This window comes from Salegentibacter holothuriorum (genome assembly GCF_900168045.1).
Classification (GTDB): domain Bacteria; phylum Bacteroidota; class Bacteroidia; order Flavobacteriales; family Flavobacteriaceae; genus Salegentibacter; species Salegentibacter holothuriorum.
Map to the genome: position 1 here is coordinate 758076 of NZ_FUYY01000002.1, position 20676 is coordinate 778751.

20 protein-coding genes are annotated in these 20676 nt (G+C 37.1%); 6 read left to right on the forward strand and 14 right to left on the reverse strand.

The window, feature by feature from the left end:
* Positions 1 to 19: 19 nt before the first annotated feature.
* The 3 genes from B5X51_RS07790 to B5X51_RS07800 all read right to left on the reverse strand — a co-directional run bounded on the left by B5X51_RS07790 (position 20) and on the right by B5X51_RS07800 (position 2207).
* Positions 20 to 1378, reverse strand: coding sequence for a dihydrolipoyl dehydrogenase family protein (locus B5X51_RS07790; protein WP_079720581.1), 1359 nt, complete (start codon positions 1376 to 1378; stop codon positions 20 to 22).
* A gap of 113 nt (positions 1379 to 1491) precedes the next feature.
* Positions 1492 to 1917 (reverse strand): putative toxin-antitoxin system toxin component, PIN family, encoded by a 426-nt coding sequence (locus B5X51_RS07795; protein ID WP_079720583.1) that lies wholly within the window; start codon positions 1915 to 1917, stop codon positions 1492 to 1494.
* 74 nt (positions 1918 to 1991) lie between these two features.
* Positions 1992 to 2207 (reverse strand): hypothetical protein, encoded by a 216-nt coding sequence (locus B5X51_RS07800; RefSeq protein WP_079720585.1) that lies wholly within the window; start codon positions 2205 to 2207, stop codon positions 1992 to 1994.
* Positions 2208 to 2392: 185 nt separating this feature from the next.
* Here B5X51_RS07800 and mfd point away from each other — a divergent pair, with 185 nt between their 5' ends.
* Positions 2393 to 5839, forward strand: a complete 3447-nt coding sequence (gene mfd / locus B5X51_RS07805; protein ID WP_079720759.1) for a transcription-repair coupling factor — start codon at positions 2393 to 2395, stop codon at positions 5837 to 5839.
* 207 nt (positions 5840 to 6046) lie between these two features.
* On the opposite strand, the gene B5X51_RS07810 is transcribed toward mfd, so the two are convergent.
* Positions 6047 to 6847, reverse strand: coding sequence for a Rossmann-fold NAD(P)-binding domain-containing protein (locus B5X51_RS07810; RefSeq protein WP_079720587.1), 801 nt, complete (start codon positions 6845 to 6847; stop codon positions 6047 to 6049).
* A 176-nt stretch (positions 6848 to 7023) separates the two neighbouring features.
* On the reverse strand, positions 7024 to 9339 hold the full coding sequence (locus B5X51_RS07815) for a M28 family peptidase (RefSeq protein WP_079720589.1): 2316 nt from the start codon (positions 9337 to 9339) through the stop codon (positions 7024 to 7026).
* Positions 9340 to 9475: 136 nt separating this feature from the next.
* Here B5X51_RS07815 and B5X51_RS07820 point away from each other — a divergent pair, with 136 nt between their 5' ends.
* Complete coding sequence (locus B5X51_RS07820) at positions 9476 to 9946, forward strand: CBS domain-containing protein (RefSeq protein WP_079720591.1); 471 nt, start codon at positions 9476 to 9478, stop codon at positions 9944 to 9946.
* Between the two features lie 7 nt (positions 9947 to 9953).
* Here B5X51_RS07820 and B5X51_RS07825 read toward each other — a convergent pair whose 3' ends face one another.
* The 5 genes from B5X51_RS07825 to B5X51_RS07845 all read right to left on the reverse strand — a co-directional run bounded on the left by B5X51_RS07825 (position 9954) and on the right by B5X51_RS07845 (position 12704).
* Entirely contained in the window at positions 9954 to 10301 is a 348-nt protein-coding gene (locus B5X51_RS07825) for a hypothetical protein (protein ID WP_079720592.1), read from the reverse strand.
* A 151-nt stretch (positions 10302 to 10452) separates the two neighbouring features.
* Entirely contained in the window at positions 10453 to 10878 is a 426-nt protein-coding gene (locus B5X51_RS07830) for a DUF4174 domain-containing protein (RefSeq protein WP_079720593.1), read from the reverse strand.
* Between the two features lie 22 nt (positions 10879 to 10900).
* Entirely contained in the window at positions 10901 to 11518 is a 618-nt protein-coding gene (locus B5X51_RS07835; RefSeq protein WP_079720594.1) for a DEAD/DEAH box helicase, read from the reverse strand.
* A 145-nt stretch (positions 11519 to 11663) separates the two neighbouring features.
* The gene (locus B5X51_RS07840; protein WP_079720595.1) at positions 11664 to 12029 is read right to left on the reverse strand and encodes a cupin domain-containing protein; all 366 of its coding nucleotides are present in this window, start codon (positions 12027 to 12029) and stop codon (positions 11664 to 11666) included.
* Positions 12030 to 12062: 33 nt separating this feature from the next.
* The gene (locus B5X51_RS07845) at positions 12063 to 12704 is read right to left on the reverse strand and encodes a hypothetical protein (RefSeq protein WP_079720596.1); all 642 of its coding nucleotides are present in this window, start codon (positions 12702 to 12704) and stop codon (positions 12063 to 12065) included.
* Between the two features lie 207 nt (positions 12705 to 12911).
* Between B5X51_RS07845 and B5X51_RS07850 the strand changes: the two genes are divergently transcribed.
* A complete protein-coding gene (locus tag B5X51_RS07850; protein ID WP_079720597.1) occupies positions 12912 to 13247 on the forward strand; it encodes a single-stranded DNA-binding protein in 336 nt (111 codons plus the stop codon).
* On the opposite strand, the gene B5X51_RS07855 is transcribed toward B5X51_RS07850, so the two are convergent.
* Together B5X51_RS07855 and metG are read right to left on the reverse strand one after the other, a co-directional pair.
* Positions 13238 to 14140 (reverse strand): histone deacetylase family protein, encoded by a 903-nt coding sequence (locus B5X51_RS07855; protein WP_079720598.1) that lies wholly within the window; start codon positions 14138 to 14140, stop codon positions 13238 to 13240. The genes B5X51_RS07850 and B5X51_RS07855 overlap by 10 nt on opposite strands.
* A 151-nt stretch (positions 14141 to 14291) precedes the next feature.
* On the reverse strand, positions 14292 to 16379 hold the full coding sequence (gene metG / locus B5X51_RS07860; RefSeq protein ID WP_079720599.1) for a methionine--tRNA ligase: 2088 nt from the start codon (positions 16377 to 16379) through the stop codon (positions 14292 to 14294).
* A 234-nt stretch (positions 16380 to 16613) separates the two neighbouring features.
* Here metG and B5X51_RS07865 point away from each other — a divergent pair, with 234 nt between their 5' ends.
* The 3 genes from B5X51_RS07865 to B5X51_RS15900 all read left to right on the forward strand — a co-directional run bounded on the left by B5X51_RS07865 (position 16614) and on the right by B5X51_RS15900 (position 17919).
* Positions 16614 to 17186, forward strand: a complete 573-nt coding sequence (locus B5X51_RS07865; protein WP_079720600.1) for a hypothetical protein — start codon at positions 16614 to 16616, stop codon at positions 17184 to 17186.
* A 58-nt stretch (positions 17187 to 17244) separates the two neighbouring features.
* A complete protein-coding gene (locus B5X51_RS07870; protein ID WP_079720601.1) occupies positions 17245 to 17607 on the forward strand; it encodes a YraN family protein in 363 nt (120 codons plus the stop codon).
* 156 nt (positions 17608 to 17763) lie between these two features.
* Positions 17764 to 17919: a hypothetical protein gene (locus tag B5X51_RS15900; protein WP_176132739.1), complete on the forward strand. Its 156-nt coding sequence runs from the start codon at positions 17764 to 17766 to the stop codon at positions 17917 to 17919.
* Here the strand turns inward: B5X51_RS15900 and B5X51_RS07875 are convergent, their stop codons facing one another.
* Positions 17920 to 19989: a M13 family metallopeptidase gene (locus B5X51_RS07875; protein ID WP_079720602.1), complete on the reverse strand. Its 2070-nt coding sequence runs from the start codon at positions 19987 to 19989 to the stop codon at positions 17920 to 17922. It abuts the gene before it with no gap.
* Between the two features lie 151 nt (positions 19990 to 20140).
* The gene (locus B5X51_RS07880) at positions 20141 to 20626 is read right to left on the reverse strand and encodes a nuclear transport factor 2 family protein (protein ID WP_079720603.1); all 486 of its coding nucleotides are present in this window, start codon (positions 20624 to 20626) and stop codon (positions 20141 to 20143) included.
* Positions 20627 to 20676 lie beyond the last annotated feature (50 nt).

Sequence of the window (20676 nt, forward strand, 5' to 3'; positions counted from 1 at the left end):
TTTCGAGGGTGAGGCTTTGCTACACCATTCCTTTAATATCGCTTGCCCAACTGGGATAAGTGAAAATCATCTTTTTTAAGGTCTCACAATCTAATTCCCCACACATCGCCATCACAAACATATTGATGATTTCGGAAGCTTCCGGGCCAACCAAATGAGCACCAAGCACTAGTCCGGTTTTTTTATCCACCAGGGTCTTATAGGCGTATATTTTCTCATTGATATGCTTTGCGTTAAACCATTCGGGTACTAATTTGTGTTCCAGTTCATAATCGTATCCCTGTTCCTTAGCTTCTTTTTCTGAAAGTCCTACGGAAGCCAGTTTTGGAAGGGTAAACACTACTGTAGGTTGCGGCGGATAATCTGCTTTCTTAGGCTCTTTATTATTTAAAAGATTTGCTGAAACAATCTTTGATTCTTGTGAAGAAAGCGGGGTTAAGGGTAAGCCCGAACTATCTGAAACATCACCACAGGCATACACGTTTTTATTGGTTGAATTTTGAAGAAATTCGTTAACGGTAATTCCTTTTTTAGAAAAGGCCACGTTTCCAATTTTCAGCTCCAAATCTTCTATAGAAGGAATGCGCCCCGCGGTATTAAAAACCATCTCAGCTTTTGCCGAAACCTCTTTCCCGTCCTGGATTGCTTTTACCCTGAAGTTCTTTTGCAGTTTTTCAATTTCCTTCACTTCGGCATTAAAAATAAAATCGATTCCCAGGTCTTCTTCCGAAACCTGTTGGATGTAGTTCACCATGTCTTTGTCAAAGTTGGAAAGCGGTCCTGGAGCAAAATCCATCATGGTTACTTTTACCCCAAAACGAGCTGCGATATGTGCGAATTCCATTCCAATATATCCCGCACCGATAAAAATCATTGTTTCGGGTAATTCTTTTAGATCGAGAAAATCTTCGCTTAAAAGAGCATATTCTTCGCCAGGGATTTTTAATGGCATAGCTTTTTGCCCGGTAGCGATAACGATCTTATCTGCGGTTACCGTTTTGCCTTCAACAGAAAGTGTATTCTCATCCAAAAATTTCGGAGATTGGTGATACATTTTGATTTCCAGGGCAGCCAGATCTTTTTCAGTGGCGGCAGGAATGGCATCTACAAATGTTTCTTTAAAAGTGATAAGATCGCTCCAATTTACTTCCGGCATCTTGCTAATTCCCTTGCCCTCCATTTTAGTGGCGCGATCTATAATTTCGGTAAAACCAACTAAAACTTTTTTAGGATCACAACCACGATTTGGGCAGGTACCGCCATACTCCCTGTTATCGGCGATCGCAACTTTCCATCCCGCATTAGCGCATTCTTTAGCAACACCTTTTCCAGCGGTCCCGGTTCCTATTACAAATACATCAAAATGCTCAAATCCCATAACTTTAGTTTCTTATGGGAAATTAACCAAGTTTGTGCGCTTTTGCTGTTATGAAAATGGTAAATTCTCACCATAAAAGGATAAAGATGCTTGATGAAGAATTTCTATGAATACTAGGGGATATTAGTTTTAAGAAGTATTTCGAGCAATTCAGAGTAAGTCAGGATCTTTGTTTTGTCTATTTTCTTGAGAATTAGTGAATCTTTATCTCCGGTAACTAAATAGTCTGCACTTCCATCTACCGCAAGATTTAATAGAAAATCATCCTTTTCGTCCCGACAAATTTTTAATTTAGAAGTGACAGTAATTAAATCAGCAAATTGGTCAAATATATCTAAGAGTTTCTCAATATCTTTTTTAGCAAAGATTTTTTTGAATTTTGGTCGTTTTACAACTTCTATAAATTCTTCTAATAATTCATTTGAAAAGATTAAAACCACTTTTTCGGTTTTAATCAATTGATCAATTTCCATGTGATTTTTTGAAATCAAAAAGCTAATCCAGAGATTTGTATCGAGGATTATTCTTTTACTCTTCATCTATGCATAAATTCATAAACCATTGATATGGTTTTTTTATGTTAGTTGGTATTGCCATTCTTTTTAAATGCCCATTATGGGCTTTCATAGCGTGATTTTCTCACGGCTTCTACCTCTTTAGTTATGTCTTCCAGACTTAATTTTTGGATCGATTTAGATCTTAGTTTAGTAAGAAGAGCAGAGAAATCGGTTTTTTGCGAAGGCTTAATTTTTATCAAATTAAGATCGGCCAAATCTTTAAGTAGTTTCTTGGCTTTTGGATTTAATATGTCAATTTGAAAAGTTTCCATATCCTCTTTTCGTAAAGCTAAGCATTATTTTTCATTTCAGTAATGAATAAATTTTGAGTCAGGTGCTAATTTATCCCCTATTTAATTACTGGAAATATCCCGCAAAGAAAAAAGTATAAATCAACTAACGTTAAAAAAATGTTGAGAGGTTGCGGGACAATATTTCTGCAATTATCTTTGCGGCAATGAGTAAAACTATTATCGCCCAAAGCTTTGCACAATCCCCGCAACAGCAGGAATTGAGGGATTCCCTTGTCTCTTCTGAAAAATATCGTACTAAAATTCAACTAAAAGGCCTTGTTGGTTCCGCCTTTTCTTTTGTTGCAGCCAATGCATTTAAAGAAGTAGAAAAACCCTTTTTGCTGATTTTTAACGATAAAGAAGAAGCGGCTTATTATTTAAACGATCTCGAGCAACTGGTAGGAGAAAAAAATGTGCTTTTTTATCCAGGTAGTTATCGCCGCCCTTATCAAATTGAAGAAACCGATAATGCGAATGTATTATTACGAGCCGAGGTTTTAAACCGAATCAACTCTCGCAAAAAACCGGCGATAATTGTTACCTATCCAGATGCTCTTTTTGAAAAAGTAGTTACCCGAAAAGAACTGGATAGAAGTACACTAAAAATCTCTGTAGAAGATGAACTTTCTATAGATTTTGTAAACGAGGTGCTGTTCGAGTATAAATTCAAACGAGTAGATTTTGTAACCGAACCGGGGGAATTTTCAGTTCGTGGGGGAATTATTGATGTTTTTTCCTTTAGTAACGACGAGCCTTATAGAATTGAATTCTTTGGTGATGATGTAGATAGCATTAGAAGTTTTGATGTAGAAACCCAGCTTTCTACAGATAAAGTGAAGAAAATTTCGGTGATGCCGAATGTGGAAAACAAACATCTGGACGAAATACGGGAGAGTTTTCTAAAATATATTTCTGAAAAAACCGTGGTGTTTGTTAAAAATCTCGATTTACTCACTGCACAAACCGATAAACTTTTTGGTAAAGCAGAAGAAGCTTTTGCTAAACTTTCTGAAGATGTAAAACATAGCGAACCTAGAGAGTTGTTTTGTGATGGGGAGTTAATTAAAAGTCAGCTGGAGCTTTTTTCAATGGTTGAATTGAGTAACCAGTCTAACATTCGTCATCCTGAATTTATTTCAGGATCTAAGTCCAATGAGACTTCGAAACAAATTGAGGGTGACGGCGGGGTAAAAAATCTAGAATTTCAAACAAAACCCCAACCTTCTTTTAATAAGCAATTCGATTTATTGATTGATAACTTAATTGAAAACCAGGAAAACGGATATACAAATTATATTTTCTGCGTTAGCGAACAGCAAGCCAAACGATTCCACGATATCTTCGATGACCAGGAGCGTATCGTGAAATACCAAACAATTACTTTGGCTTTGTTTCAGGGTTTTATAGATGAAACCGGAAAAAATGTTTGTTATACCGATCACCAGATTTTTGAGCGCTATCATAAATTTAATCTTAAGAATGGTTATGCTAAAAAACAGGCGATCACGCTTAAGGAACTCGGCAATCTTGAAGTGGGTGATTATGTAACACATATTGATCACGGAATAGGAAAATTTGGCGGACTTCAGAAAATTGATGTAGAAGGCAAAAAGCAGGAAGCCATCAAGCTTTTTTATGGCGAGCGAGATATTTTATATGTCAGCATACATTCTCTTCATAAAATTTCAAAGTATAACGGGAAGGATGGCAAAGAACCTAAGATCTTTAAATTGGGTAGTAATGCCTGGAAGAAGCTAAAGCAAAAGACAAAAGCCCGGGTTAAGCATATTGCTTATAATTTAATTGAACTTTACGCAAAACGTAGATTACAAAAGGGCTTTGCCTTTGGGCCAGATTCTTACTTACAACACGAGCTGGAAGCCTCTTTTATGTATGAAGACACACCAGATCAAAGTACCGCAACCCAGGCGGTAAAAGAAGATATGGAGAACGAGCGCCCTATGGATCGGTTGGTTTGTGGTGATGTTGGTTTCGGAAAAACAGAGGTTGCCATTAGGGCAGCTTTTAAAGCGGTAGATAATGGCAAACAGGTGGCGATTTTAGTGCCTACTACAATTTTGGCGTTTCAACATCACGAAACTTTTACTGAACGTTTAAAAGACTTCCCCGTTACGGTAGATTATTTGAATAGGTTTAGAACCGCTAAAGAGCGTAGAGAAACCCTTGAAGAACTTGAAAATGGAAAAGTTGATATTGTAATTGGGACACATCAATTGGTGAATAAAGCCGTTAAATTCAAGGATCTTGGGCTATTAATTGTGGATGAAGAGCAGAAATTTGGAGTTTCAGTAAAAGATAAGCTAAAGACCATAAAAGAAAATGTAGATACGCTTACGCTAACGGCAACGCCAATTCCGCGAACGCTTCAGTTTAGTTTAATGGCGGCTCGAGATTTATCTACCATTACCACACCGCCTCCAAATAGATATCCTATAGAAACGAACGTAATTCGCTTTTCCGAAGAAACTATTCGGGATGCAGTTTCCTATGAAATTCAGCGTGGCGGACAGGTTTTCTTTATTCATAATAGGATTGAAAATATTAAAGAAGTCGCAGGGATGATTCAGCGCGTAGTACCAGATGCAAAGATAGGCGTAGGTCACGGCCAGATGGAAGGAAAGAAACTGGAAAAATTGATGCTGAGCTTTATAAATGGTGAATTTGATGTTTTGGTTTCTACAACAATCGTAGAAAGCGGACTCGATGTAACCAACGCGAACACGATCTTTATCAATAACGCAAATAATTTTGGGGTTTCAGATCTTCATCAAATGCGTGGTAGAGTAGGCCGAAGCAATAAAAAGGCATTTTGTTACTTTATTACGCCGCCTTATTCTGTAATGACTGAAGATGCACGGAAGCGAATTAGCGCTTTAGAGCAATTTTCTGAATTGGGAAGCGGTATAAATATCGCGATGAAAGATTTAGAAATACGCGGTGCCGGAGACCTACTGGGTGGTGAGCAAAGCGGATTCATTAATGAAATTGGTTTTGATACATATCAGAAGATTTTAAATGAAGCTATTGAAGAATTAAAGGAAAATGAATTCCAGGAGCTTTATAGTGAATCTGAAAATATAGAGGATAAAACCTTTGTAAAAGATGCGCAGATCGATACCGATTTTGAAATTCTTTTCCCTGATGATTATATCAATAATATCACTGAAAGATTAAATTTATATACGCAGTTAAACAAAATTACCTCAGAAGAAGATCTGCAGAAGTTTGAAGCTGAACTTGTAGATCGTTTTGGGGAGTTGCCAACCCAGGCGGTAGATTTACTAAATAGTGTTCGTATAAAATGGATCGCGGCGAGTATAGGTCTGGAAAAGATCATTTTAAAACAAGGAAAATTAATAGGTTATTTTATTTCCGATCAGCAATCCAGGTTTTACCAAACCAATATGTTTACCAAAGTGCTGCAATATGTGCAAACGCATAAGCATAAATGCACAATGAAAGAGAAGAAGACCAGGAATGGTTTGCGCTTGCTCTTAACTTTCGATAAAATTATCTCAATAGAAAGCGCTTTAAAAGTTTTGCAGCCCCTGGATTTTAGGGTGAAAGAGGAGGAAGTAGAGGCCCCCTAAGGGGGAATTATTCTGGATAATGTTCCCCTCCTGTTTAAGGAGGGGTGGCAGATAGGCCGGGGTGGTTGAACCCTTCCTTCATTCCTTCGAAATGCCACCTTCCCTTGGAAATGGAAGGTGCTTTTGTATACAAGACCTCACAGGTTTCAAAAACCTGTGAGGTCTTTTTATTTACATTATTCTGAACTCGTTTCAGAATCTAAGCTGTTAAATAGTTCCCTTAAACTCATAACCCAATACTTCCCCTAAATTCACAGAACTTATCTTCTTGCCTTTAGAAATTCCATTCTGATTAAAATCGGGAGTATTTAAGTTCTCTTCCTTTGCAGTTTTCGTGTAATAATCTTCCTTAGTTGGATGATCAGGATAGGCGGCATTAAAAGTTTTTCCCCAGGCTTCTTTCTTGATGATCTGGTTAATAATTTCCATACAATCTTCTTGCTGAATAAGATTTACCGGCGCTTTTGGATCTTTAATCCCTGTTTTGTTAGCGAGGTAATTTACCGGATGTCTTCCGGGTCCAATCAAACCTCCAAATCGAACCACAGAAGTTTGAAAATGCTCATTTTTCAATAATATTTTTTCTGAAGAAATAAGTTGTTTAGCGGCTTCAGAAGTTCCATTAGCTTCGTTTTCTTCAGTGTATTCGGGGAAGTTTTCTTCGTCTTTATAGACTGAAGTAGAACTCACAAAAATCACTTTTTCCACCGGGGATTTTTCTATATAATCTATAATTCTGCCTATTTTTCCAACGAAATCGGCTTCGGGGTCGCCGCGTAATCCAGGCGGTATGTCTATAATTAGCAATTCAGAATGGGCCAGGAAAGAAGTAAGATCGCCCTGAACGCCTTCCGTAAAAATTTTAATCTGGTATGGTGTAATGCCGGCTTCGCGCAATGGTTGCATTTTTTCCTGACTGGTCACCGAGCCTTTTACTATGTGCTCTTCTTTTAATTTTTTTGCGAGTGGCAATCCCAGCCAACCGGTTCCTAAAATAGATATGTTCATAAAGCCCCTCCCGGCCTCCCCAAAGGGGAGGTGTTTTTAAGTTTCTAAAAAAATATTCGTGTATTCGTCAAGCTGAACTTGTTTCAGCTTCTAATATGAGAGCATTTCTTATCAAGTTAGATCCTGAAATAAATTCAGGATGACGAGTAATAACCTCAAAGCTACAAAACCAAAGCCTACTCTGGGCTTATGGTTTTCTTAAAAATTACAGCATCGTTTAGTACAAAAGGCCTTGGAATCATAGTTTCTGGTCTTGGCTCTACATTTAAGGCTTCATTTTCAAGCAAATCATAACTAGCCTCGTAAAGCGTGAACTCCGGTTTTTTATCCTTTTTTAAACTGAATTCCAGCCGTAGTGTGTCCCTGCCCGAAATATGATAAGTCAATATCCTATTGTGCCATCTAAGGCTGTGAATATGAAAATTGTTGCTTCCAAGCGCGACCGAATCAGCTTCAAGTCCATTCACTTTAAAGCTTTCAAAATCTAGAATTCTATCCGTAAAAAGTTCTATTCTATTTGCTTTTCGGTTGGTGGCAATTTTCAATAGATAGGAATTAATAGCTGAGGTAGAATCGGTTTTTTCCCAGGTTATTCCTGGCGATTTCAAAACGATCTTTGGGGCTTCGGTACGCCAGGTAAAATCTGAACTATATTTACTGCTAAAAGTGTTATTGTTTGTCGGAGCTATTAAGGGATCTTCCCCGAAATATCTTGTCGTCCATTCATCTGGCATCTTATCGTAAGAATACCAATTCGCTTTATTTTTATCGGCATCAAAAAGATAAACCAGGGAATTGGGTTTGGGATGCTCTTTGGTAAAATCAGCTTTAAAATGGGCGGTAATTAGAAGGATATTAAAAATTAAAAAGAAAAATACCGCAATCTTTTTATTGCTTTTAAAATAAGCAAAAACAGGTAGCAAAAGCTGGAATAATAAAACAGTAAGCAATGCCGATACAAACAAAATTTTCAAGCCTAAAGCTACCGGAAACATTTTGATAAACGGTACTAAAATAAAGATGGCTGGAAGACCTAGGAAAGCCATTAATAAGGAATTAGGGGATTCCTGGCGCATCATCATAAAGAGCTGCAACAAGGCGAAAAAAACCGGTATAATAAAATAAGCCGCACCTTTTAAAAAGAAAGCGAGCAAAGTACAAAGCAGTAACCAAAAAAACAGTGGTACCACAAATAGATTTGCCTTGTTTTCAATATGCCGAAAGCGGAAATAGCTAAAAAATGCAATCAATAAACTGAGCGAAACAAATGCAGCGATATAATAATAGCCGTTATAGGTAAAGCCGTGTTCCATTTCTGAATATTCCGGGTAGCTGTAAAGGAGGAATTTCCAAAGTAGAAAAACCAATAAGCCCGAAAAAGCTAAACTCACCACAAAGGGAATAATACCCTTATAAATTTCTTTAAGTTGAAGTCTGTCCCTGGAAAATCCGTAACCCAGGAGGATGAAAAATAGTATAAAAGCAAGAATAAGCATTGGAAAAATCCAGGAGAACGGATAACTGATAATTTCACCACCGGGAATATTCAAGAACAATACTTCTTCTTCCGTATTTACTTGGCCTAATTCTGCATCTTTAAAATAATCTAGTAGAGGCATTAAGTAGCTGCCCTGATGCGCCAGGGTTTCCTTGTCTAAATTTTTCGGGATATCAGTCGCGGTGTGATAATCAAAATGATCGTCTATAAAGGCAAAATTATAACCTGGAATATCCCCTTGTTCCCGTAAAACTGTAAGATCTGTATCATTAGGCAACATCTTATACACGCTGTAAACCAGCGAATTTGTAACGGGAAATTCGGGATTCGCTTTTTTGAAAGAATTAATAAGCCCCGCGTTTCCTGAATTTGTTTCCAGGAACATAAAAGAATCACCACCGCTACCGCGGGCTTCAAAATTGAGAGCGAGTTTAGCATCTTTAGCCCAGGGATGGTCTTTTATAAAAAGTTCGGCGCCATTTAAACCGAGTTCTTCAGCATCGGTAAATAGAATGATAATATCATTTTTATGCTTTTTATTTTCAGCTAAAAAAGTGCGAATTCCCTCTAAAATTGTTCCCACACCGCTGCCGGCATCACTAGCGCCCAGGGAAGAATGCGGATTACTGTCGTAATGCGTCATAATCACCAAAGCCTCACCGTTTCCGCTGCCTTCCAGACGAGCCAGTATGTTTTGAGGGCGGACTAAAACTCCATTTTTATTAAGCGTATAATCTTCGTGGGTTTGTGCCTGTAGCCCCATTTCCTGTAACTGGCCAACGATATAGTTTCTTACCCGACTATGCGCTTCAGTTCCTACATAATGTGGTTTTTGCGCAATCGCTTCCACGTGTTTAAAAGCGCGTAGGGTAGAAAAAGTAGTTTTAGGTGCGTCTTCGGCTTCAATAGTTTTTGGCTGGCTGCTGTAAAAGCTAAACCAAACTGCAATGGCAATAAAAATGAATGAAAAAAAGCGAGGTATATTTTTCAGCATAATTCAGAAAAAACAAAAGATTTTATAGGATTTAAAGATACTTAAGATTTTAAGGAATAGTAGTGCTGAGGAGTAAGCTTTCAGAATAATTAAATTTTCCCTATATTTAAGTAATTAGTAATCAAAAAAATAGGCTATGGGTATTAAAAGTTTTCAGGGAAAAAGGGCTGAGCCGGAAAAGGCGAAAAGTGCCCCAATGTTAGTTAGAGATTATATGAGTACTTCGCTTATTACCTTTAAAGAACACGAAAATATTATGGATGTTGCTGAAAAACTCACTAAAAATAAGATTTCTGGTGGCTGTGTTGTAGACGATAATAATAAGTTATTGGGGCTTATTTCTGAAGGGGATTGTATGAAACAAATTTCTGACAGTAGATATTATAATATGCCTTTAGATAATGCAACGGTTGGAAAAAGAATGACATGCAATGTTGATACTATAGATGGGAATATGAACGTAATGGATGCCGCAAAACTCTTTATTGAAAAAAGATTTAGGAGATTTCCAATTGTTGAGCATGGCAAGCTGATAGGACAAATAAGTCAGAGTGATGTTTTACGGGCTGCGGTGCGCTTAAAAAGTAACAACTGGCATTTGGGGTAATTCTTAGCTAGTTGCGTTTTACCAATGCGTAAATTCCATTCTCTAAAGGAAGATAACCCTGATCGTATACAAAATAATAGACCTTACCGGTTTTGGTAGTATAAATACTGGTAATGTATTCAAAATTAAAGCCACGAGCCAGTAATTTATTTTTACTAATCGTGGTTTTTTCGTTTGGATTAAACTCTTCTAATATGCGGTAATTTTTGCGAAGTTGGTTATTTACATTTCTAACCAGGTTTTTCCGGTCTTTGTTTAGATTGTTGTGATGTGCATTGCGGCAGTAATCGCTGCAGAATTTTTTATCTACCCGACCCACAATCTTTTCGCCACATTCTAAACAGGATTTTTGCATAATTACTCGGTGATCGAGATTTAAACCTTCAGGGCTTAGTTTGATTTAAAATTTTGTTTCTAAATAATACCCATAAGTTTATTCAATTTCACAATAAATATAAAGAAAAACCTCAATAAATGCTGAAATTCAGGATTTTGAGTGATTATATTTATTTGTTCTTTCGCATTTCGGCCTGCCGCATCGGCATACTATCTATAGTATTAAAAAGTTTTTCTGCAGAAAGTATTTTAGTTTGATCCAGTTTTTCACCGCCATCTAAACCAATAAGTAGTACCCGAAAATCACTTTTTTCTTCTTTATATTTCTGAAAGAGTTCGATAGAATTTTTCCAGTTTTCTTCTGCGAGTCCGGTGCTATATTTTTCTGCTATAATTTGATAGATCACCAGTTTTCGCTCTTTTAAGCTTTGTTGGTGTTTTTGAAGTTCGGTAAGTTGTTGTTGGAATTTTTTGTTTTTTTCTTGAGCAATAATTAAAACAAGACGGTCTTTCCATTGGTGTTTAGAAAGATCTTGTGCATTTAAATTCATAGCAAAAGCGAAAATAAAAATAAAGAAACAGACAGATTTTATCATATTCTAAAGTACGAAAAATCTACTATATCTTCATTCTAAGCATTTCAGCGCGAGCCATAAAAGAATCTTTTAAGCGCTCTATTTTTGGATTCATCGTAGAGGCAAAAACAAGATATTGACATTTTGAAATATGCTGCGGAATCCTAATTAGATCGTTATAATCGCTGTTTTTAGTTAAAAATTCGGCGTCTTCCACCGCGAGCACTTTTAACTGACTTACATTAATGCCGGTAATTTTAAAAAGTTTGAATAGCTTTTTTGGGGTAGCAATTACAATGTCTACACCATCGTAAATTTCATTTTTCTGTTTTTCTATATCGGGTGCATCAAAAGCGCTAAAGATTCGTAAATCCATATATTTAGTGAATTTATTGAATTCTTCTTCCAGCGCAATAGCAGCTTCTTTGTCCTGCACAAAAATCAATGCTCTTGGGGCATCTTCAAATGCCGCACTATCTAATTTCTGAATCGTACTAATTACAAGTGCCGTAGTTTTTCCTGTACCCTCGGGGGCTACAATAAATAGATCTCTTCCGCTTTTAATTTTTGGTAAAATTTGTTTTTGAAAAGGAAGTAGGCTTTCAATTTTTAATCTTTCCAAAGCTTCTTTAAGTGGAATATTCAGTTTTTTAAATGACATAAGATTTATTTTTAAGCTACCGATTTTTTAAAGCTTTCAACGTAAAAGTCAAATGCTTCTGAGGCTTACAAAGATAACTTTCCCTATTATTAAAGTGCTATAAAAACATCATTGCTTTTAGAAAATTTGTAAGTTAAGATAGGCCTTAAATCCATTCCTGATTTTCAACGCTAAGTTTATTTTTTACTTCGCCGGTATGTTTGGTGTTTGCGGGTTCAAAAAGTAAAACCCAGGCTTCTTCTTCAGCTATAGGTTTATGCTCAACGCCTTTTGGGACAATATACATTTCGCCTTTATTTAAGCTTATAGTATTATCCCGAAATTCAATTTTTAAACTTCCTTTTATAACCAAAAACATTTCATCTTCCTCCTTATGATCGTGCCAAACAAATTCACCTTTTAATTTGGCTAATTTCACCTGTTGGCCATTTAGTTCGCCAATAATTTTAGGGTTCCAGTATTCTTTAAATAGCTCGAATTTATCTTTCAAATTTACTTTTTCAGACTTCATAAGTATAAGTTTAACAGATTGAAAATAAGAAACTTATATTAAGCCTTGAATAAGCCGCGGTAATTTAGTTTCAATGGAGAAACCTTTAATTCCTTCTTTATTTTTTAAATAAGTTTCAATTTCGGCATCGCTCATTTGGTAGGTTTCTTTAAGGCCGTCAATAATTATTTTTAGATAGAATTCGTGTGGGGAATTTATTTCATCTTTTAAATAATCTTCATTGGTAAAAGTAAAAATAGGGCAGTTTTCATCTTCGCCCAGGTAAATAATCTTCCCGTACCAGGAATTATTCTTCATATCCAGGCTGCGATTTTTAATTACCCGTTGGAGATCTATGTCAAAATCGCCTTCAAATTTTATCTCCTGTTGTACTAAATCTATAAATTGTTGTTGGGTGATGAGGTACATTCTTCCCAGGGTTTTGATGTTTTTATTGAAGTCAGATTTTATAAATCCGGCGCCACCGCCGCTCCAGGTTTTTGAAGATTTAGCGAAATAAAGGTCGCCATTTATAGTAATTCCTTTAGATTTTTCGGGTAGGGTTTTATTGCTGCAACCGGGATATACTCGTTTGGCGTTTGCCGGGCGGCCTCCGCCAATATAGCAACTAAAACGCTCTTTTAATAAATTGGAACCGTAACACGCATACCAAACTTTGGGTTCTTCTTGCATCATCTTTTTTCTACAAGAAAAGCTTTCTTATAGAGAAAAGCAACCAGAGGATATAAATTGGATTTACAACAGGATTTAATCATTTCCAAACGTTTACAAACGTCTTTAAACGTAAACAAATAATTACCAACCGATTACTGGTTGATTCCCGCTCTATGTTTGTCCTGTTGAAATGAACTAACGATTTTCAGCTTTTAAAATTAATAAGTTATGAGCACTATTAGAAACAAAGTACAATTGATCGGGAATGTGGGAAGAGAGCCTGAAATCGTAAATCTGGAATCTGGTAAGAAATTAGCTAAATTCTCTGTAGCCACTAATGAAAATTATAAAAACGCTAGCGGTGAACGCATAACCGATACGCAATGGCATAATATTGTGGCCTGGGGAAAAACCGCCGAATTGATAGAGAAATATGTAAATAAAGGTAAAGAAGTTGGAGTAGAAGGAAAGCTTACCAGCCGAAGCTGGGATGATAAAGATGGTAACAAGCATTATATAACCGAAGTGGTTTGCAATGAATTGTTGCTATTAGGTCAAAAATAGATCTCGCGAGCAAGGCGATACGTATTGGCGTGAGCTTCTATAATTACTCTTATTTCTTTAGAATACCCCCCGCCCATGCTACATTGTACGGGAATGTTTAGATCGTGACAGGTTTGCAAAACGAACCTGTCTCTTTCTTTACAACCGTTAACCGTGCATGAAAGTCGGCCGAGCTTATCGGTTTCTAAAATATCTACGCCGCTTAGGTAAAAGATAAAATCTGGTTTTTGATTTTCAATTAAACCGGGTAAAGTTTCTTTTAATAGTTTTAAATAGTGATCGTCGCCACTGCCATCGGGAACTTCAATATCCAGGTCTGATTCTTCTTTTTTGAACGGATAATTACCTTTACCGTGCATAGAAAAGGTGAAAACTGAATCGTCGTTCTGAAAAATCTCGGCGGTGCCATTTCCCTGGTGAACATCCAGGTCTACAATAAGAATTTTATCTGCTAATTTTTTCTTCTGAAGATACCTGGCAGCAATCGCCTGATCATTCAATAAACAAAAAGCCTCTGCACGGTTGGTATAAGCGTGGTGTGTGCCTCCAGCAATATTAAAGGAAATTCCATTATCCAGGGAATAATGAACGGCTTTCATCGTGCCATCGGCAATAATCATTTCTCGTTTTACCAAAGCTTCAGAAAGTGGGAAGCCGCTTTTTCTAATTTCTTTAGCGCTAAGTTTTAAATCGCGTAATCGTTTAAAATAATCGGCTTCGTGAACATTGAGAATATATTTTTCCTCCGGAAATTCCGGTTCAAAAAAGTTGTCTTCGCTGCAGGTTCCTTCGTGAAGCAACTGTCTGGGTAGGAGCTCATATTTCTCCATCGGGAAACGGTGACCTTCGGGTAAAGGATGTTTATAGATGGGATGGTAAGCGATTTTGAGCATTTGCAAGTTAATTGGCTATTCAATAAGCAAATTATAAACGTCATTACGAACGCAGTGAAGTAATCTGCCAGTTGAGAGTCAACAGTTTTAGATTGCTTCGTCCCTCGCAATGACTCTTATTTGCAATTTTCCGGATGCATTTTAAAAAAAACTAATTTATCGTAGTTCCTGGCTCAACCCCGTCTTCATCGGGATTTACAAAAACCAGTTTTCCAGCTGCATTCTCGGTCATTAAGATCATTCCCTCACTTTCTACACCGCGAAGTTTTCTTGGTGCTAGATTAGCTAAAACGGTGACTTTTTTACCAATAATTTCTTCTGCTTTATAATGTTCAGCGATTCCTGAAACTACCGTTCTTTGGTTTAAACCGGTATCTACTTTTATCACCATTAATTTTTTGGTTTTTGGCATCTTATGGGCTTCAATAATAGTTCCCACGCGCAAATCCATTTTGGTAAAATCTTCAAAAGTAGCGGTTTTTTTCTGTGGTTCTACTTCTTTTTCCTTGGCAGCATTTGCTGTTTTTGTTGCTTCTAGTTTATCCAATTGTTCCTGTATTTGTGTATCTTCTATTTTGCTGAAGAGCAATTCTGCCTTATTAATTTGGTGACCAGCCGGAAGTAGAGAATCACGCGTAGCGATCTTATCCCATTGTGAGTACTCTCCTCCCGAAAGTTTATTTTCTGTATCGGTGAAATTCAGCATTTTTTGAAGTTTTGCCGAGGTAAATGGTAAAAAAGGCTCACTTAAAGTAGCTAATGCTGAAGCGATTTGTAAAGCCACATACATTACTGTCTTTACACGTTCTTCATCGGTCTTAATGATTTTCCATGGTTCTTCATCAGCCAGGTATTTATTTCCTAAGCGAGCTAAATTCATTAATTCGCCTTGCGCTTCCCGAAAACGGTATTTTTCAATAGAACTTGCAATTACCGCCGGATAAGCTTTGAGCTCAGCAATGGTTTGTTCGTCAACCTTAGTATATTTATTTGGTTCTGGAAGAATTCCGGAGTAATATTTATTGGTAAGCACAACTACACGGTTGATAAAGTTGCCAAAGACGGCCACTAACTCATTATTATTCCTGGCCTGGAAATCTTTCCAGGTAAAATCGTTGTCTTTAGCTTCAGGTGCGTTTGCGGTTAACACATAACGAAGTACATCTTGTTGATTTGGGAAATCCTCAAGATATTCATGTAACCAAACTGCCCAGTTTTTGGAGGTAGATAATTTTTTCCCTTCCAGGTTAAGGAATTCGTTTGCAGGAACATTTTCCGGCAAAATATAGTCGCCATGTGCTTTTAACATCACCGGGAAAATAATACAATGAAATACAATATTGTCTTTTCCTATAAAGTGTACCAGCTTGGTATTTTCATCTTTCCAGTAAGGTTCCCAGTCTTTTCCTTCGCGTTCTGCCCATTCTTTGGTAGAAGATATGTAACCAATAGGCGCATCAAACCAAACATAAAGCACTTTGCCATCACCACCTTCAACCGGCACCGGAATTCCCCAGTCTAAATCACGGGTGACGGCTCTTGCGCGCAAACCATCGTTTAACCAGGATTTTACCTGTCCGTGTACATTGCTTTTCCAATCGTGGGCATGGCCTTTTACAATCCATTCGTCCAGCCATTCCTGGTATTGGTCTAGTGGTAAAAACCAGTGGCGAGTTTCTTTTAAAGTTGGAACTTCGCCGGTAATTGCAGATTTTGGATTAATAAGATCTGTGGCGTTTAACGATGTTCCGCAGCTTTCACACTGGTCACCATAGGCTTCTTCGTTTCCGCATTTTGGGCAGGTTCCTGTTACAAACCTATCGGCCAGGAATTGTCCTGCTTTTTCGTCGTAAAGTTGCTGCGTAGTTTCTTCAATGAATTTCCCATCGTCATACATTTTTTTGAAAAATGCCGAAGCGGTATCGTGATGTACTTTCGCAGAAGTCCTGGAATAATTGTTAAATGAAACTCCAAAATCTTTAAAAGACTGCCTGATTACTCCATCATATTTATCTACGATATCCTGTGGAGTAACTCCTTCTTTTTTTGCTTTTATGGTAATAGGTACTCCGTGCTCATCACTTCCGCAAACAAAAGCCACATCATTGCCCTGCATTCGTAAATAACGGGCATAAATATCGGCTGGAACATAAACACCGGCAAGATGCCCAATATGTATGGGACCGTTGGTGTATGGTAATGCTGCGGTAATAGTGTATCGCTTTGGAGTATTGCTCATTTATCTTAAAATTTATTAAAGCTGCAAAGGTAAGCAACTCCATAAAAATACGCGTTAAATTCTTGTAAAACACAGGGTGACTGCGACAAATGTTTCTGATTTTAGCCTTAAAATCTATTTCTAATATTTAACCAATGTAACCAGCATGATGCTGGACGCTAAAATTATAAAAATAAGGGATGAAAATTATAAACCTGTAATAACTGCCCATTTTGGGATTAAAAATTTAAAGAGATGAAAAGAATAAGCCTAATAATTGCAATACTTAGCCTCGTAGCCTGCGGAAGTAGTAATAAGAATACAAGTTCAAAAGATAAATTTGTAGTTGAAAATCTTACAAATTATAATGCGGATGATTTAATGAATGATTATCCGGAAGCCAATTTTTATGAAGATAGCGGAATGTTTGAGGAAGGCACGGTAGAAAGAGCCTATACCGTAATGTACCCAGAAACTCCAGATGAGTTGCATATTACCTGGAAAAGTAATGAACGCAAGGAAATCTTTGATATTCGATTTTCAGAAAAGGGAAAATGGAAATCTGCAAAGGGAATTGAAATAGGAACTTCTTATGAAGCTTTAAATGAACTTAATGGAGAGAAAATCTCTTTTTACGGGTTTGGCTGGGATTATGGCGGAGCAGTAATGTGGAATGATGGGAAGTTAGAAAACTCTAACTTAAGAGTGTTTCTTGCTCCAGAAAATGAGGTAGATAATAAATTTTATAAAGATCGAATTATTGAAGTGAGTGAAGAAGAAATAAAAGATATGGACTTAAAAGTAACCAGCATTATGCTGGTTAATTAGGTGTTTTTTACAGGAAATCCCCCGGTTTAAAAATGTTGATATAACCTTAAATTCACTTATGGCTCAGCATAATGCTTTGGGGGAATTGGGTGAACGCCTTGCTTTAGAACACCTTTTAAAAAAGGGTTATGAAATTCTGGCTAAAAATTATGTTTATAACAAAGCGGAAATAGACATTTTAGCCCGGAAGCATGATATTCTGGTAGTAGTGGAAGTAAAGACAAGAAGTACACCCGATTTTGGGGACCCGCAAAGTTTTGTGAAGCCTAAACAAATTCGGCAGCTCGTAAAGGCTGCCGATTTTTTTTTAAATGATCATCAATTAGACCTGGAGACCCGGTTTGATATTATTGCAATAATTAAAAATAAAGCCGGAATACAGGTTGAGCATCTTGAAGATGCTTTTCTGCATTTTGAGTAATAATTTTGAATCCAAACTTCATTCTAACCGGATTGTTTCTATAATTAGTTGCAAAAAAGCAGTCTGGAAAGTTCTAAAATCGTCCAGCTGAACTTGTTTCAGCTTCAAATATGATTTGAATATCATCAACATCTTAGATTCTGAAATGAATTCAGAATGACGAAGAAAGGCCTTTTTAATACAACAAAAAGACCTCACGAGGTTTCCAAAACCTGTGAGGTCTACTTTTTGGAAAAGAAAAACCTCAAAACCCCAAAAATAAATTGGGACTCTGAGGTCTTTATTTTTATTAAACTTTCCGAAGAAATTTAATTACCAGATCTTAACTCGATCTTCTGGTGCTACATACATTTTATCTCCTTCTTCAATATCAAAAGCAGTATAAAAAGCATCTATATTTTGTAGCGGTACATAAGCTCTGTACATTCCAGGAGAATGAGGATCTGTTTTGATCTTGTTCTTCAAAGCTTCATCACGCATTTTTGTTCTCCAAACGGTTGCCCAGGAAAGGAAGAAACGTTGTTCTGGTGTATAACCGTCAATCTTTCCGGGATCTCCGTTTTCTTCCAGGTGAATTTGTAAACCATCGTAAGCAGCATTAACTCCGCCAAGGTCTCCAATATTCTCACCTAAAGTGAATTGACCGTTTATGTAAACACTATCCAGTACTTCAATATTGCTATATTGATCTGCAAGGTCTTTACCTAGTGTTTCAAATTGCTTTAGATCTTCGTCTGTCCACCAGTTATTTAGGTTTCCTTCAGCATCAAAACGAGAACCACTATCATCAAATCCGTGAGAGATTTCGTGCCCAATTACAGCTCCAATTCCACCGTAGTTTACAGCGGCATCAGCTTTATAATCGTAAAATGGTGGCTGTAGAATAGCTGCAGGAAATACAATTTCGTTATAACTTGGGTTATAATAGGCATTTACCGTTTGTGGTGGCATAAACCATTCACTTTTGTCTACCGGCTGGCCGAGGTCTCCCATATTGTCGGCAACTCTCCATTTGCTGGAGTTCATCATATTTTGAAAGTATGAACCACCGTCTTCAACTTTTACAATATCAAGATCGCTATAATCTTTCCATTCATCAGGATAACCAACTTTAATAGTTGTAGTCCCTAGTTTTTCCTTAGCTTTTTTCTTGGTTTCTTCGCCCATCCAGCTTAGGTTATCAATCCTGTTTTCATAAGCTTTAACCAGGTTTGCAATCATTTCCTGAGCTTTCTCTTTGGCTTCAGCCGGGAAATGTTCGTCTACATACAGTTTGCCTAAAGCTTCTCCAAGAGTTCTGTTTACAGTTTGTAAAGCACGCTCGTCACGAGGGCGTTGTTCTTGTGCTCCTCTTAGTGTTTTGCTGTAGAATTCCCAGTTTGCCGTTTCAATTTCTGTAGAAAGTGTTCCTGTAGCATCATTAAAGATGCTCCATTTTAAATAGTCTTTCCAGTCTTCAACAGAATTTTTAGCAATTATCTCCTGAAATGATTTCATATATTCAGGCTGAGAAACTATAATAGTATCTAAATTTTTTGCTCCAATTTCTTCAAAATAAGTATTCCACTCAAAAGCTGGAACCATATTTTGAAGTTCAGTAACTGTTTTTGGGTTGTAAGTTTTACGGGCATCTCGGCGTTCTACTTTATCCAGTCTAGGTTCTGCAAGGCTGGTTTCAAAAGCTAAAATTCGTGCTGCAGCCTCAGTTGCTTCTTCTTTTGAATAGTCTATATATTGAAGCATTCTGTTGATATGCTGCTTATATTTTTCTCTTTTTTCTTTAGAATCTGCATCATCGGCAACGTAGTAATCACGATCAGGCAAACCTAATCCTGAAGGATAAATGTAAGCCGCGTTCATATTACTGTTTTTAGCATCTGAACTTACCCCGAAAGAGAAAAATCCGGCACCACCGTATTGTTGCATTTCGATAAGAAATTCCTGTAGATCTTCTTTGTTACTTATGGCGTCTACTTTTGCCAAATATGGTTTTACCGGTTCTACGCCTTTTTTATTTCTGGCAAGGGTATCCATTATTGTATTATAAAGGTAAACCGCTTTGGCCTGGTCACTGGAAGGATCTAATTGATCGTTTTTAGAAGCTTTTTCCAGGATAGCCATCGCGTCATCATCTGTACGTTCGCGAAGCTCCATAAAACTTCCCCAGGTAGTTTGGTCTGAGGGGATTTCGGTAGAATCTACCCATTTCCCGTTTACATACTTAAAAAAGTCGTCCTGTGGCGCTACGGTAGTATCCATATAGGCCAGGTTAATACCGTGAACTTCTTCCTTTTTATTTTGTTCTTTTTCGTTATCCTGACAACTGCTTAGGGTAGCAGCTCCTAAAACCGATAGGAACATTGCTTTGGTTATTCTTTTCATGTGTGGTTTAAATTATTATGAATTTTCCTGCTAAAGTACTAAAAAGATGATTGTTTAGTCGGAAATTATCTAAAGCGTAGTTTGTTGGGCTTCTCAGGGTTTTTCCAATGAGAAAACCATTGATAGATTTATACTGGAAATAATAAGGTTATTATTTATTAAGAGAATCAATAAGCTTCTGGTCAAATTCTTTTTTAAGCTTTGTTGTTGCTTCCACTTGCTCATTTGGAATTGTAATGGAGAGTACATAGTGGGCAATTTTCCAACCATCATTGGTTTTTTGAAGCACCCCAGAGCCGCGACAAATTCCCATTTGGGTTGCCAGTAATTCATCAAACCAGGCGATTTCACTATTTTCTTCCGTATAAATTTTTCGCTCAAGAGTTTTAAAATTCCAGGCTTTTCCGCGATCAAAATAGGGTTTGGAGAATGCTCTGAAATCTTTATTTTGCCAGTTTTCGGTAGCATCGGTGCCTATGAAAACACCGTCTTTGGTCATTAAATCAAAGTACTCATCGAAATTAGCTTCTGCTGCGGCTTTGTGCCATTGTGATAATACTTTATCTATATTGGATTTTTCCTGTGCAGAAAGTGTTATGCTGAAAAGTAAGAAAACGAAGACTGTGATTTTTTTCATCCTGATAATTTAGAATATCATTCAAGATACCAAATTTTTATACACTTGAG

What these genes read in the sequence shown, in the direction of transcription:
- B5X51_RS15900 (WP_176132739.1), top strand. Translation starts at nt 17,764, where the DNA reads ATGACGAAGAAAGGCCTTTTTAATACAACAAAAAGACCTCACGAGGTT.
- B5X51_RS07830 (WP_079720593.1), bottom strand. Translation starts at nt 10,878, where the DNA reads ATGATAAAATCTGTCTGTTTCTTTATTTTTATTTTCGCTTTTGCTATG.
- B5X51_RS07850 (WP_079720597.1), top strand. Translation starts at nt 12,912, where the DNA reads ATGAGCACTATTAGAAACAAAGTACAATTGATCGGGAATGTGGGAAGA.
- B5X51_RS07810 (WP_079720587.1), bottom strand. Translation starts at nt 6,847, where the DNA reads ATGAACATATCTATTTTAGGAACCGGTTGGCTGGGATTGCCACTCGCA.
- B5X51_RS07815 (WP_079720589.1), bottom strand. Translation starts at nt 9,339, where the DNA reads ATGCTGAAAAATATACCTCGCTTTTTTTCATTCATTTTTATTGCCATT.
- B5X51_RS07865 (WP_079720600.1), top strand. Translation starts at nt 16,614, where the DNA reads ATGAAAAGAATAAGCCTAATAATTGCAATACTTAGCCTCGTAGCCTGC.
- B5X51_RS07825 (WP_079720592.1), bottom strand. Translation starts at nt 10,301, where the DNA reads ATGCAAAAATCCTGTTTAGAATGTGGCGAAAAGATTGTGGGTCGGGTA.
- B5X51_RS07845 (WP_079720596.1), bottom strand. Translation starts at nt 12,704, where the DNA reads ATGATGCAAGAAGAACCCAAAGTTTGGTATGCGTGTTACGGTTCCAAT.
- B5X51_RS07840 (WP_079720595.1), bottom strand. Translation starts at nt 12,029, where the DNA reads ATGAAGTCTGAAAAAGTAAATTTGAAAGATAAATTCGAGCTATTTAAA.
- B5X51_RS07880 (WP_079720603.1), bottom strand. Translation starts at nt 20,626, where the DNA reads ATGAAAAAAATCACAGTCTTCGTTTTCTTACTTTTCAGCATAACACTT.
- B5X51_RS07800 (WP_079720585.1), bottom strand. Translation starts at nt 2,207, where the DNA reads ATGGAAACTTTTCAAATTGACATATTAAATCCAAAAGCCAAGAAACTA.
- B5X51_RS07790 (WP_079720581.1), bottom strand. Translation starts at nt 1,378, where the DNA reads ATGGGATTTGAGCATTTTGATGTATTTGTAATAGGAACCGGGACCGCT.
- B5X51_RS07870 (WP_079720601.1), top strand. Translation starts at nt 17,245, where the DNA reads ATGGCTCAGCATAATGCTTTGGGGGAATTGGGTGAACGCCTTGCTTTA.
- B5X51_RS07855 (WP_079720598.1), bottom strand. Translation starts at nt 14,140, where the DNA reads ATGCTCAAAATCGCTTACCATCCCATCTATAAACATCCTTTACCCGAA.
- B5X51_RS07795 (WP_079720583.1), bottom strand. Translation starts at nt 1,917, where the DNA reads ATGAAGAGTAAAAGAATAATCCTCGATACAAATCTCTGGATTAGCTTT.
- B5X51_RS07835 (WP_079720594.1), bottom strand. Translation starts at nt 11,518, where the DNA reads ATGTCATTTAAAAAACTGAATATTCCACTTAAAGAAGCTTTGGAAAGA.
- mfd (WP_079720759.1), top strand. Translation starts at nt 2,393, where the DNA reads ATGAGTAAAACTATTATCGCCCAAAGCTTTGCACAATCCCCGCAACAG.
- metG (WP_079720599.1), bottom strand. Translation starts at nt 16,379, where the DNA reads ATGAGCAATACTCCAAAGCGATACACTATTACCGCAGCATTACCATAC.
- B5X51_RS07875 (WP_079720602.1), bottom strand. Translation starts at nt 19,989, where the DNA reads ATGAAAAGAATAACCAAAGCAATGTTCCTATCGGTTTTAGGAGCTGCT.
- B5X51_RS07820 (WP_079720591.1), top strand. Translation starts at nt 9,476, where the DNA reads ATGGGTATTAAAAGTTTTCAGGGAAAAAGGGCTGAGCCGGAAAAGGCG.